At 60.4% G+C, this 12,140-nt stretch carries 12 protein-coding genes; 8 read left to right on the top strand and 4 right to left on the bottom strand.

Annotated features, from left to right (window positions below):
• Positions 1–129 precede the first annotated feature (129 nt).
• Together FBZ97_RS25270 and FBZ97_RS25275 are read left to right on the top strand one after the other, a co-directional pair.
• Positions 130–1,707: a Ppx/GppA phosphatase family protein gene (locus tag FBZ97_RS25270; protein ID WP_145322553.1), complete on the top strand. Its 1,578-nt coding sequence runs from the start codon at positions 130–132 to the stop codon at positions 1,705–1,707.
• Positions 1,704–2,441 (top strand): RlmE family RNA methyltransferase, encoded by a 738-nt coding sequence (locus FBZ97_RS25275; protein ID WP_145322554.1) that lies wholly within the window; start codon positions 1,704–1,706, stop codon positions 2,439–2,441. Before FBZ97_RS25270 ends, FBZ97_RS25275 begins: the two co-directional genes overlap by 4 nt.
• A gap of 77 nt (positions 2,442–2,518) precedes the next feature.
• On the opposite strand, the gene FBZ97_RS25280 is transcribed toward FBZ97_RS25275, so the two are convergent.
• Positions 2,519–3,949, bottom strand: a complete 1,431-nt coding sequence (locus FBZ97_RS25280) for an MFS transporter (RefSeq protein WP_145322556.1) — start codon at positions 3,947–3,949, stop codon at positions 2,519–2,521.
• A gap of 347 nt (positions 3,950–4,296) precedes the next feature.
• Between FBZ97_RS25280 and FBZ97_RS25285 the strand changes: the two genes are divergently transcribed.
• Positions 4,297–5,169, top strand: a complete 873-nt coding sequence (locus tag FBZ97_RS25285) for an MBL fold metallo-hydrolase (RefSeq protein WP_145322558.1) — start codon at positions 4,297–4,299, stop codon at positions 5,167–5,169.
• Positions 5,170–5,198: 29 nt separating this feature from the next.
• Here the strand turns inward: FBZ97_RS25285 and FBZ97_RS25290 are convergent, their stop codons facing one another.
• The 3 genes from FBZ97_RS25290 to FBZ97_RS25300 all read right to left on the bottom strand — a co-directional run bounded on the left by FBZ97_RS25290 (position 5,199) and on the right by FBZ97_RS25300 (position 7,274).
• The gene (locus FBZ97_RS25290) at positions 5,199–6,116 is read right to left on the bottom strand and encodes an alpha/beta hydrolase (protein ID WP_145322560.1); all 918 of its coding nucleotides are present in this window, start codon (positions 6,114–6,116) and stop codon (positions 5,199–5,201) included.
• Positions 6,117–6,215: 99 nt separating this feature from the next.
• Positions 6,216–6,887: a glycerol-3-phosphate 1-O-acyltransferase PlsY gene (gene plsY, locus FBZ97_RS25295; RefSeq protein WP_145322561.1), complete on the bottom strand. Its 672-nt coding sequence runs from the start codon at positions 6,885–6,887 to the stop codon at positions 6,216–6,218.
• A 15-nt stretch (positions 6,888–6,902) separates the two neighbouring features.
• Positions 6,903–7,274: an NIPSNAP family protein gene (locus FBZ97_RS25300; RefSeq protein ID WP_113353807.1), complete on the bottom strand. Its 372-nt coding sequence runs from the start codon at positions 7,272–7,274 to the stop codon at positions 6,903–6,905.
• Positions 7,275–7,666: 392 nt separating this feature from the next.
• Here FBZ97_RS25300 and guaB point away from each other — a divergent pair, with 392 nt between their 5' ends.
• The 5 genes from guaB (at position 7,667) to FBZ97_RS25325 (ending at position 12,134) form a co-directional block, all read left to right on the top strand.
• Entirely contained in the window at positions 7,667–9,151 is a 1,485-nt protein-coding gene (gene guaB, locus FBZ97_RS25305; protein ID WP_145322563.1) for an IMP dehydrogenase, read from the top strand.
• A gap of 3 nt (positions 9,152–9,154) precedes the next feature.
• Positions 9,155–9,745, top strand: a complete 591-nt coding sequence (locus tag FBZ97_RS25310; RefSeq protein ID WP_145322565.1) for a hypothetical protein — start codon at positions 9,155–9,157, stop codon at positions 9,743–9,745.
• Between the two features lie 98 nt (positions 9,746–9,843).
• Entirely contained in the window at positions 9,844–10,266 is a 423-nt protein-coding gene (locus tag FBZ97_RS25315; RefSeq protein ID WP_113353810.1) for an MAPEG family protein, read from the top strand.
• Between the two features lie 144 nt (positions 10,267–10,410).
• Positions 10,411–11,292 (top strand): dienelactone hydrolase family protein, encoded by an 882-nt coding sequence (locus FBZ97_RS25320; protein ID WP_145322567.1) that lies wholly within the window; start codon positions 10,411–10,413, stop codon positions 11,290–11,292.
• 209 nt (positions 11,293–11,501) lie between these two features.
• Positions 11,502–12,134 carry a TetR/AcrR family transcriptional regulator gene (locus FBZ97_RS25325; RefSeq protein WP_145322569.1) on the top strand — a complete coding sequence of 211 codons (633 nt, stop codon included), beginning with the start codon at positions 11,502–11,504 and terminating at the stop codon, positions 12,132–12,134.
• Positions 12,135–12,140 lie beyond the last annotated feature (6 nt).

The following is a 12,140-nucleotide window of genomic DNA, read 5'->3' on the forward strand; positions in this document are numbered from 1 at the left end:
GACTAAAATGGCGTGATTCAAAAAGAATTTGGCGAAAACCCATCCTGCTGGTATTGTTTGCCCAACGAAAATCGAACGAGCGCCAGCAGCATGCCCCCAAGGCCTTGCGCGGTGCGGTGGAAAAGATACGTGAGTGACCCCGAAAGCGGCCTAGCGCCGCAGGCAGACGGGGCGCCGGCAGCAGAGCGCAGGAAGGGTAAATCCTCCCGGCGCGCGAAGCGTAAGCGCGGTCATGGCCGCCCGAACGCTCATTCTGCGGAGGCTAGCCAGGCAGGTAAATCCAGCCAGGTGACGCAGCGCCCAGCAGAGGATGAGGCCGGCTCGCCGGCTAGAAAGCGCAAGCGCCGCCGCCGTGCACGCGGCGCAGCCCAGGGTGGCGCGCAGCCTTCTTCGTCAACACAGCAGTTTTCATCACAGGCGGAGCATCGCGCTTCGCCTGAGCATGGCCATCCCTCCTCGCATAAGAGCGGCAAGAATCGGCGCAAGCATCGCAGCAAGCGCGGCCTGCAGGGTCGGCCTCTCGTGCATGAGAAGACGGCGCAGATCGTCGCTCCAGCGAATACGCAGGCGAATGTCCACGCTCCGACCCACGACGATCACCGTCAGAACCGGCAGCCTCAGCCGCGACGTGAAGGCCAGGGGCAGCATCATTATGCCGAGGCTGATTCCCGTCCGCTCGATCTCTATGCCGCTCTCGATCTCGGCACCAACAATTGCCGTCTGCTGATCGCGCAGCCGACACGTCCGGGTCAGTTCCGAGTGGTTGATGCATTTTCCCGCATCGTGCGTCTTGGCGAAGGGCTCGGCGCCAGTGGCCGCCTCTCCAGCGATGCCATGGACCGCGCCGTGGAAGCGCTGCGCATCTGCGCGGCCAAGCTGAAGACCCGCGAGATCCGGCGCATGCGGCTGATCGCGACCGAGGCCTGCCGCGCCGCTGACAACGGCGAAGCGTTTCTAGCAAGGGTGACCGAAGAGACCGGATTGCAGCTCGAAATCATCGACCGCGAAACCGAGGCACGGCTTGCCGTTTCCGGTTGCTCGTCTCTTGTGGGGCCGGAAGCGCGCTCGGTCGTGCTGTTCGATATTGGCGGCGGCTCTTCGGAAATTGCCGTCATCCGCATCGGCGAGAATCGCTCCAGCCGCCTGGCCAATCACATCACCCATTGGACCTCGCTGCCCGTCGGTGTCGTCACGCTCTCCGAGCGGCATGGCGGTCGCGATGTAACGCCGGAGCTGTTCGAGACGATGGTATGTGAGGTTCAGCGCATGCTCGAGCGTTTCGATTGCCCGCCGGTTCATGGCGCCGCACGTGACAGCGGCGACTTCCACCTGATCGGGACTTCAGGCACGGTGACAACGCTTGCAGGCGTCCATCTTGATCTGCCGCGCTACGATCGGCGCCGGGTCGATGGCGTCTGGCTGTCGGATGATGAAGTGAGTGCGATGCAGGCGAAGCTCCTGTCCTGGGATTTTGCCGGCCGCGCCGCCAATCCCTGCATCGGGCCGGATCGTGCCGATCTGGTACTGGCGGGTTGCGCCATTCTAGAGGCGATCCGCCGCCGCTGGCCGAGCCCGCGCATGCGCGTTGCTGATCGCGGCCTGCGCGAGGGACTGCTGACCGACATGATGGCAGACGACGGCGTTTGGCGGCGAGGCCGCTCGCGCCGGGGTCATCGACCGAGGGATATGAAGGGGCCGCAGACGTGACCAAGCCAACCATCGCCGGCAACCGCACGGGCCGCAAACTCGGTCAGCGCGTCAAGAAAAAGAAGCTGAAGGCCTCGTCGCGGCAGTGGCTGCAGCGCCATATCAACGATCCCTATGTGCAGCGCGCCCAGCTGGAAGGCTATCGTGCCCGCGCCGCTTTCAAGCTGCTGGAGATCGACGAGAAGCATCAGATCCTCAAGGGCGCGCGACGCATCATCGATCTGGGTGCCGCTCCGGGCAGCTGGTCACAGATCGCCGCCAAGGTGACCGACTCGACGGAGGAGGATATCCGCGTCGCCGCCATCGATTTCCTCGAAATGGCGCCGATACCCGGCGTCAGTATCCTGCAGCTCGATTTCCTCGATCCGACAGCGCCGCAGCGGCTGATCGATGCCGTCGGCGGCACGCCGGATCTCGTGATATCCGATATGGCGGCGCCGACGACGGGCCATCACCGCACCGACCATCTGCGCACGATGCATCTTTGCGAAGTGGCTGCGCATTTCGCCGTCGAGGTGCTGGCCGAAGGTGGCCATTTCCTTGCCAAGACCTTCCAGGGGGGTACCGAGCGTGACCTCTTGACCTTCCTGAAGCAGAATTTCCGTCAGGTCATCCATGTGAAGCCCGGCGCATCCAGAGCCGAGTCGGTGGAAATGTTCCTGCTGGCGAAGGGCTTCAAGGGCCGGAAGCCGGAAGGCGAGACAGAAGAGGCGGAAGCCGCCGCCGTGCGTTGAGTTCGGCGGCTCTCGATCCATGAATCGGCGAGATCTCGATTACGCTACGGCTTTGCCCAAGCGTAGGGATCGTGTTGTCATTTTGCGGCCGGCTGCTGCACCTGCGGCTGAAGGGCGGCGACGCGCTTGAGACCGGCCTTATGGCCGGAGACCATGGCACCGGCACTGCGATCCATCCGGATGAAGGGGATGGTCGCAAGTACGGTCAGAACCGAGATGCAGAAGAAGGCGATATGGAAATCGCGGACCTGCAGTTCCGTTCCGCTGAAGAAGGTCGAGGTTTCCAGGATCATGGCGGCGACGGCGACACCGAGCGCCAGGCTGATCTGCTGCATGACGGAGCTCATCGATGTCGCCTGGCTTGCCTGCTTGTCGTTGATATCGGCGAAGGCGAGCGCATTGATGCCGGTGAAGAAGAAGGAGCGCGAGAAGCCGCCGATCAGCAGGATGCCGACAATGATGAGGTGCGGCGTCCAGGGCTGGAAGAAGCCCGTGCAGATCGTCGTCAGGGTGGTGATGGCCGCGGCCGAAAGCAGCGCTGTCTTGAAGCCGACGGCGGTAAAGACCCGGCGGGCGATGAATTTCGTCGAGATCGCGCCGATGGCACCGGCAAAGGTGATGAGGCCGGACTGGAATGGATTCAGGCCGAAGCCGAGCTGCAGCATCAAGGGTGTCAGGAAGGGCATGGCGCCGATGCAGATGCGGAACAGCGTGCCGCCGGTGACCGAGGCGCGGAAGGTGGCGTTCTTCAGCAGCGTGAGATCGAGGATCGGGGCTGTGTGACGGCGCGCATGGCCGATATAGAGAAAGCCGCAGACGAAGCCGATGACGACGGCGGAGATGCCGATATAGGGCGGCAGGGCCGGCAGGCTGATGACGGACATGCCGAAGACTATGCCGGATGCGGCGAAAGAGGTCAGCAGGAAACCGATGACATCGAGCTTCGGCGGCATTGTCGCTTCCACATCGGGCAGGAAGATTGACGCCAAGATCACGCCGAGGATGCCGACGGGCACGTTGATCAGGAAGATCCAGTGCCAGGAGGCATAGGTGGTGATGAAACCGCCGAGCGGAGGACCGGCAAGCGGGCCGACGAGCGCTGGAATCGAAAGCAGCGCCATGGCCGAAACGAGATCGCTCTTTTGCGTGGTGCGAACCAGTACGAGCCGCCCGACCGGCGTCATCATCGAGCCGCCGACACCCTGCAGGAAGCGGGCGAAGACGAATTCCAGGAGGCCGCCCGAGAAGGCGCACATGATGGAGCCGATGACGAAGACACAGATGGCCACTCGGAAAATGTTCTTCGCGCCGAAGCGATCCGCCATCCAGCCGCTGATCGGGATGAAGACGGCCAGCGACACCATGTAGGAGGTCAGCGCCAGCTTGAGCGTGATCGGGCCGACATGCAGATCATTGGCGATGGCCGGCAGCGCTGTCGCGATGACGGTGGAATCCATCTGTTCCATGAAAAGGGCTACGGCGAGGATCAATGGAACGATGCGATTCATGGGCATCCGCCTTGATAGGTCTGTCTTCGGAAAGCCGCCGCTCAGGGTGCGATCAGCCGCTCTGTAGTCCTATGCGAGGCTGCTGCCAATCCTGGATTTTGCTCCATCAGCGCTTGGGGATCACGTCTTCGTGATATCCACTGCCGCATCGGGTGGGACGCAGGATTTGACATATGCTAAGAGCATGGAAATGCTAAACGCATAAAACGTCGTCCGGTCTATTAGCGGATTTGGATTGTGTTGTCATGACCAAATTTTCGGTCGTAGACGCGCAACTTCCAGGCCGCCGTCACCGGAGGCTGCGATAGGCGCAGCTTACGCTGCGCATCAACATAAGGAGTGAGTTCATGACTGCCGTCCTGCCCCCGGATACGCATCGGTTCAAATTGGGATCCTGCATCGTCACCGTCGTCAAGGACGGCGCTAACATCATAGACAACCCCTGGGAGACTTTCGGCTCGAACCAGACGCCGGACACCGTTCGCAAACTGCTGGAGCAGAATTTCCTGCCGACGGAAAAATTCGTCAACAGCTATGCGCCCGCCATCATCGACACCGGCTCCGACGTGATCGTCGTCGATACCGGCTTTGGTGCCGCCGGTCGCGCTCGTGGCCTCGGCCGCTTTCGCGAAGGGCTGAAGGCGGTCGGCTACACGCCTGAGCAGGTCACGGTCGTCGCTCTCACGCATCTGCACGGCGATCATATCAATGGATTGATGGAGGAGGATGGCCCGGCCTTTCCGAATGCTCGCTACGTTGCCGGCGAGATCGAATATGGGTTCTGGACCGATACGGCGCGTGAGGGAACACCGGCGGAAGGCGGCCATAAGGCCGTCCTCGCCAATGTCGTGCCCTTCGCCGAAAAGATGACCTTCCTTAGGGATGGCGACCAGATCGTCAGCGGCATGACCGCCATGCTGGCGCCCGGCCACACGCCCGGCCATCTCGTCTTCCACCTGGAATCCGGCGGTAGCCAACTTGTCATGACCGGCGATACCGCCAACCATTATGTCCTGTCGCTCGGCCGCCCGGATTGGGAAGTCCGCTTCGATGCGGACAAGGCGCAGGCCGCGAAAACCCGCCGCCGCATCTTCGATATGATCGCCGCCGACCGCATTCCCTTCCTCGGCTTCCACATGCCTTTCCCCGCCGTTGGCTTCGTCGAAAAACAGTCGGAAGGTTTTCGCTACATTCCGAAAAGCTACCAGTTCGATGTTTGAAGACAGCGACTTGATGGCGGGATGTAAGCTCAAGAACGGTCGCGAAAGAGACCATTATCTTGATGCGTAACGGCACGGATGGCGCCTGCAAAAGCAGCAGGCGCCTCCTGCGGCAGATTGTGTCCAACCCCTGCAATAATACGTCGTTGGTAAAACGCGGCCTTGAAATGCGGCGCGGCATGGTCGATTGCATCAGGTGGATCGACACCGTCGTCGGCACCTTGCAGAACAAAGGTTGGCACGACGATATCAGGTTGCTTGGCTAGTTCTGCCTCTATGGACTGCAGCTCTGGATCTCCGGGAGTACCGCCGAACCGATGTCGATAGGAATGAATGACGACATCCACAAAATCCGGATTTTCAAATGCCGCAAAGCTCTGTTCGTAAGTTGCGTCAACAAAACTCCATGTGGGAGACCATAGCTTCCAGATGAAACGGCAAAGCTCGCAGCGTTTCTCGCTCAGTCCTCTTCGGCCACGCTCCGAATGGAAGTAATATTGATACCAATAGCGATATTCCTCTTCGGGCGACGCGGGTTGGCCGGCGGCGGTGATGTTCTGGATGTTGTATCCCGTCCCGCAGCTTACCAAACCGCGAACACGCTCGGGCCAAAGGGCAGCGACAATACAGGCTGCCCGGCCACCCCAATCATAGCCGCCAAGCGTCGCCGAAGAAATACCAAGCGCGTCCATGAAAGCCAGAAGGTCCGAACCGAGAGCGGCTTGCTCTCCTGACCGGAAGGTTTCGTCGGAAAGGAATCGCGTCGAGCCGAATCCACGCAGGAACGGCACGAAGCAATGCCATCCATCTCCAGCGAGTCGCTCGGCCACTTGGTCATAAGAATGAATGTCATACGGAAAGCCGTGCAGAAGGATCACCGGCTGGCCGTCGGGCGGCCCGCTTTCCCGATAAGCGATTTCCAGAACGCCGGCTGTGACTGTCTTCATGTGGCATTCCTCTACCGATCAATGGTGCATCCGAGAGGCATTTCAGCATGGCAAAACCGGCTCCAGGTCACAACCGAAATTCGCAAAAGCTCCGCGCATTCAATTCCGGACCACGGCACTTCGCCCGAGACGAGGTTCCGTTCCTGCCAGCAGTCGCTGAATATTCATACGATGGCGCACGATCACATAAAGGCTACCCGCAATCACCAGCAATCGATATGGCAACGGCTGCTCCAAGCCGCAGACAAGGGCAATCGCCGTCAAAGCTGCCAGGATTGAGCCGAGAGAAACAATCCGAAAAATAGCCAGCGTAATGCCAAAAACGGTCACTGCACCTAATCCCACCGGCCAGGCTATCGCCAGCAACAGGCCAAGTCCCGTTGCGACGGATTTGCCGCCCTTAAAATTCAGCCAGATCGGGCGGCTATGCCCCAGCAAGACTGCGAGTCCCGCTAAGCAAACCGCCCACAAAACGAAGTTTTGCTGATCAAGCGCAATCGGCGGCGATATGGATGGCAATGTTTGGAGCCAAGGATAGAACCAACGGGCAAAGACGATTGCCGCGGCTCCTTTCAGCACATCGACCAGGAGCACCACCAAGGCTGGCCACTTCCCAAGGGTCCGCAATACGTTCGTTGCGCCAGTCGATTTGGAACCGAGTTCCCGAATATCAACGCCCTTGAGCAATCTCCCCGCCAGATAGCCCGTGGGTATGGAGCCCAAGAGATAGGCGATCGCCAATCCCGCGACGCTTGCTATCCAGAAACCCATGAGTGTCACCTCTGTCTAAGTCTTTGCCCGTCGCATCGGCCGCAGGAAAGTTCGCTCGTAGCTGACGAATGGCGGATTCTTTCCGAAGCGTTCGTTTGCGGCAATTCCGTCCGGATCGGCTGCAACACGCTCGCGGTATTGCAGGTAGGTTGTCTCATCTGGAAATGTAAATAGTGCGACCGCTATGTCGCCGGGGCCTTCTTCACCTATGCCCGGAAAGCTCACTCCCGCCTCCGCCGGCTTGTCTCTGGGTATGAAGTAGCCGTGATGCGTTCCGCCATGGCGTTCGATGAGCTCGATCCAAATCCGGCTGTAAGCTTCGAATTCCGAAATTCTATGGTGATCGATGCGGTAGCGAACTTCGCACGTAACCGGGCTTTTGAGCATTGAAAGACCATTTCTTTAACCAGCAGGCCCAAGGGCTCCTGCGTCCGGCCGACCGTGATACCTTATGTCATGGCACAATTTCCCGGAATAGACTGCCGCCGTTGCCCCTGTCGGAAGCGCCTGACGATGACGTGGAGCCGAATAACCGGGTCCGCTTCATCGAGGCCTTTGTCGATGGCCACGCCAACATCTAGCGTAAAAATCTCTGAACATTGCAGCCGAATCCCGCGCTGAAGCCAAGGCTTAGCATATCTGCCCCTCGCTTTTTGCTATTCCCTTCCTGTCATGAACGTGTTACCAGCCCTCGCCAACTTCCAAGCAACACTTGCAAGATCGCCCGGTAGACGATTCGTTCCGGGCTTTCCTGTTTTTCACAGACGAAGGAATTGGCCATGGCACGCATTATTGAAACGTCAACCGGGTTGGATGCCCTCACATTCGACGACGTGCTCCTGCAGCCGGGACACTCGGAGGTCATGCCGGGCCAGACGAATATCGCCACCCGCATCGCCCAGGACATCGAGCTCAACCTGCCGATCCTCTCCGCCGCCATGGATACGGTCACGGAAAGCCGTCTTGCGATCGCCATGGCCCAAGCCGGCGGCATGGGTGTTATCCACCGCAATCTGACACCGGTGCAGCAGGCCGAAGAGGTCCGCCAGGTCAAGAAGTTCGAAAGCGGCATGGTGGTCAATCCGGTCACCATCGGCCCCGACGCCGCGCTTGCCGAAGCGCTTGCTCTGATGAAGGCCCACGGCATTTCCGGAATCCCGGTCGTCGAAAAGTCGCACCGCCTCGTCGGCATCCTCACCAATCGCGACGTCCGCTTCGCCTCCGACCCCTCCCAGAAGATCTTCGAGCTGATGACCCGCGAAAATCTGGTCACGGTCGCAGAAAGCGTCCAGCAACAGGAAGCCAAGCGCCTGCTGCACAAGCACCGCATCGAAAAGCTGCTTGTCGTTGACGCTGACAGCCGTCTGGTCGGTTTGATCACCGTCAAGGATATCGAGAAGTCGCAGCTGAACCCGAACGCTTCGAAGGATGCCCAGGGCCGCCTGCGCGCTGCCGCCGCCATCAGCGTCGGCGATGACGGTTTCGAACGTGCCGAACGCCTGATTGAGGCCGGCGTCGACCTTCTGGTCGTAGATACCGCCCATGGCCACTCGCAGCGTGTTCTCGATGCCGTCACCCGCGTCAAGAAGCTGTCCAACTCCGTCCGCATCATGGCCGGCAATGTCGCCACCTATGACGGCACGCGGGCGTTGATCGATGCCGGCGCGGATGCCGTCAAGGTCGGTATCGGCCCCGGCTCCATCTGCACGACCCGCATCGTCGCTGGTGTTGGTGTGCCGCAGCTCGCAGCCATCATGTCGGCGGTCGAGGCTGCGCAGGCTCAGAACATTCCCGTCATCGCCGATGGCGGCATCAAGTTCTCCGGCGACCTGGCAAAGGCGATCGCCGCCGGCGCTTCCGCAGCGATGATCGGCTCGCTGCTTGCCGGTACGGATGAAAGCCCGGGCGAGGTCTATCTCTACCAGGGCCGCTCCTTCAAGGCCTATCGCGGCATGGGCTCCGTCGGCGCCATGGCGCGCGGCTCGGCCGACCGCTACTTCCAGGCCGAGGTCCGCGACACGCTGAAGCTCGTGCCGGAAGGCATCGAAGGCCAGGTTCCCTATAAGGGGCCAGTCTCCGGCGTGCTGCATCAGCTCGCAGGCGGCCTCAAAGCGGCCATGGGCTATGTCGGCGGTGCCGACCTCAAGGATTTCCAGGAGCGCGCGACCTTCGTGCGCATCTCCGGCGCGGGCCTGCGCGAAAGCCATGCCCATGACGTCACGATCACCCGCGAAAGCCCGAACTATCCGGGCGCAGGCGGCTGATTGATGGCAGATCGCGCTTCGGGCAACGCCAGGTCCTTACAGGGCCTGGCGGCGATCCTTGCGGCCCTTTCGCTGGCACTCTTCGCCTGGATTTATGCCGGCTTCGCCAGAGCCTTCAGCGATGCCGCAGCCGGCCAGTCGATGCTTGATGTGCGCATCGGCGGCTATGAGAGCGAAGATGTCATCGCCATGCTGCGCTATCTCCGGGAGCATCCCGATCCGGCCGCGATCCTGCATTCCATGTATCTCGGGCCGGAGCTGATCTTCCCGCTGGTGCTGGGCGGGTTGCTGTTTTGCCTGATGCGGCTGGTCGGCCCCGGCGGTTTTTTCTTCGGCCGGCCGATCCCACCGGGTGGGACCACGGTCATTTTCTGCCTGCCGATCTTTTATACGCTTGTCGATTATGCTGAGAATATCGCCGGCCTGATGCTCTATCCGCCGGCAATGCCCTCCGATGCCACGGTAACGCTGCTTGCGACCCTCCTGCCCATCATCATCAGGCTGAAATTTCTGACGCTGGTTGTGACAGTGATTCTGCTGGTCCGTTTTGCGATTTTTCGCTACCTATCGCGCGACAGTTCCAAACCGTCCTGATCGACTACAGTGCCGCGCGTCATATGCGACGCGCAAAGGTCGCTGTAGCATTTCAGATCTACTGTATAGCTTTCGGAAGTTCCAAAGGAGTTGGCCGCGTGACAGGCTATGAAATGTTCTGGCCCATGGTGGCGCATGCGGTACTGGTTTTCATCCTCTATGCGCTCCTGGGATGGCGCCGCCGTGTGCTGGTGAAGGCTGGCCGCATTCAGCCAGAGCAATTCCGCGAAAATCATGCAGCCGATGAGCCAGCGGAAAGCTTGGTAGTGCGAAACAGCCTCGCCAATCAGTTCGAACTTCCCTTGCTCTTCCATGCCTGCTGCATCGTACTCTACACCACACAGGCCGATAATCTGGCGGCCGTGATCCTCGCCTGGATTTTTGTCGCGGCACGCTACGCTCATGCCTTCGTGCATGTGACCAGCAACGATCTGCGCTATCGGAGTCCGCTCTTCGCCCTTGGTTTTGCAGCCCTGGTCTGCATGTGGGGCTGGCTCGGCATCTGGCTCACCTTCTCCTGATGCAGGATGACGACCGCAGCCGCAACCTGCGGTAACGCGTTTGTGTTTTTCCTTTCCCATTGCGGTGAGATCCGCTGACCTATCTTGTCAGCGGGTGGCCGGTCGTTTGTTGCCTGCTGCCGGGGAAACAGGGAGAACAGGACCATGAGCACGGAAAAGCCCGTTGTGACGCAGGCGATGATCAACGCCTATGACGAATATACGCATCTGACGCTCGATCGTCGGGGTTTCATGGAAAAGCTGACCAAGCTTGCTGGCTCGGCCGGGGCCGCCGCTGCCATCGCGCCGCTGCTCGCTGCCAACAAGGCGAGTGCCGAGATCATTGCCGCCGATGACAGCAGGCTGGAAACGAAGGACGTGACCTTTGCCGGCAGCAAGGGCGAGATGAAGGGGTATCTCGCCCGCCCGAAAGATGCGGCCGGCAAGCTCGGTGGTGTCATCGTCATCCACGAGAACCGAGGCCTCAACCCGCATATCCGCGATGTCGCCCGCCGCGTGGCGCTGGAAGGTTTCGTGGCGCTGGCGCCGGATTTCTTGTCTCCGCTCGGCGGCACGCCCGAGGATGAGGACAAGGCACGCGACATGTTCACCAATCTCGATCCGGCATTGACGGCCGCCAATGCCGAAGCGAGCCTGACTTACCTCGCAAAGACGGATGGCGCCAACGGCAAGGTCGGTGCCGTCGGCTTCTGCTGGGGTGGTGGCCTAGTCAACCGTTTTGCGACCATCTCGCCGGAGCTGAAGGCAGGCGTTGCCTATTACGGCGCGCAGCCGCCCGCGGGCGAGGTTCCGAAAATCAAGGCGGCCCTATTGCTACACTATGCCGGCCTCGACGATCGTATCAACGCCGGTATCGATGCCTATCGCAAGGAGCTGCAGGCAGGCGGTAAGACCTTCGAAATCTTCGTCTATGAAGGCGTCAATCATGCTTTCAACAATGACACGTCGGCCGCCCGTTACGACAAGAAGGCAGCCGATCTCGCCTGGGGAAGGACGGTGGAATTCTTGAAGAAATACGTGTCCTAGAACGACACAAATCGCCGATGTCGACGTGTCGGCGATCGGTTGGTTACGAGGGCGAAACCATGTTTCGGCCTCGTTTTCCGGAGTCCGATTACGGCTCCTAAGTGATGATTAAAATTGAGCTTTTCCCGTTTACGCGCATTGAACGCGTCTGGTGTCATAGCGTCTGCGCGCTTGAGCGCCGTTCAGTGTGAGAATGAAACGGGAAGAGCATGAATCCGGATAGTCCCGACCGCATTACGTTCCGAAAGAGGCCACAGCAGGAGCGAAGCATCCAGCGTGTCGATGCCATTCTGTCGGTCGCGGCCGCGCTGATCGCCGAGAAGGGGGTGAGCGCAATGAAGATGACCGAGCTGGCTGCGGTTGCCGCGATCCCGATCGGCTCCGTCTATCAGTATTTTCCGGACAAGGCGGCGATCGTCCGTGCCTTGCTCGAACGGCATTCCAGCCGCATCAGGCTAAAGGTGGGAGAGGCTTTTGCCTTCGTGACATCGCTCGATCACGCCATCGAGCTCGTCTGCACCATGATCGATTGGTATTATCGCGAGTTTCGCAGCGACCCCGCCTATCTCGGCGTCTGGCTAGGTACGGACATCGACAGGGATATCCTTCAGCTCAACATTCAACACAGCAATCGTGTCGCCGAAATTTTCCTGGACAGCATTCGGCCTTTTCTGCCGGCTGGAAGCCGCATCGACCTCGAGGCGCGCACGCAGCTGTTCAGCCATCTGATCGGCGCATCCGTCCGCTTTGCCATCATGAGCGACGACGAGATGGCAAAGCGCATGTTGCACGAATGGAAGCAGGTGATCCGCGCCACCCTGCTGGCGGAGCCGGAGCAGTAACCACTC

The sequence above is a fragment of the Rhizobium sp. ERR 942 genome, from assembly GCF_007828395.1.
GTDB classification, from domain to species: Bacteria; Pseudomonadota; Alphaproteobacteria; order Rhizobiales; family Rhizobiaceae; genus Rhizobium; species Rhizobium dioscoreae.

What these genes read in the sequence shown, in the direction of transcription:
- FBZ97_RS25280 (WP_145322556.1), bottom strand. Translation starts at nt 3,949, where the DNA reads ATGAATCGCATCGTTCCATTGATCCTCGCCGTAGCCCTTTTCATGGAA.
- FBZ97_RS25285 (WP_145322558.1), top strand. Translation starts at nt 4,297, where the DNA reads ATGACTGCCGTCCTGCCCCCGGATACGCATCGGTTCAAATTGGGATCC.
- FBZ97_RS25290 (WP_145322560.1), bottom strand. Translation starts at nt 6,116, where the DNA reads ATGAAGACAGTCACAGCCGGCGTTCTGGAAATCGCTTATCGGGAAAGC.
- plsY (WP_145322561.1), bottom strand. Translation starts at nt 6,887, where the DNA reads ATGGGTTTCTGGATAGCAAGCGTCGCGGGATTGGCGATCGCCTATCTC.
- FBZ97_RS25300 (WP_113353807.1), bottom strand. Translation starts at nt 7,274, where the DNA reads ATGCTCAAAAGCCCGGTTACGTGCGAAGTTCGCTACCGCATCGATCAC.
- guaB (WP_145322563.1), top strand. Translation starts at nt 7,667, where the DNA reads ATGGCACGCATTATTGAAACGTCAACCGGGTTGGATGCCCTCACATTC.
- FBZ97_RS25310 (WP_145322565.1), top strand. Translation starts at nt 9,155, where the DNA reads ATGGCAGATCGCGCTTCGGGCAACGCCAGGTCCTTACAGGGCCTGGCG.
- FBZ97_RS25320 (WP_145322567.1), top strand. Translation starts at nt 10,411, where the DNA reads ATGAGCACGGAAAAGCCCGTTGTGACGCAGGCGATGATCAACGCCTAT.
- FBZ97_RS25325 (WP_145322569.1), top strand. Translation starts at nt 11,502, where the DNA reads ATGAATCCGGATAGTCCCGACCGCATTACGTTCCGAAAGAGGCCACAG.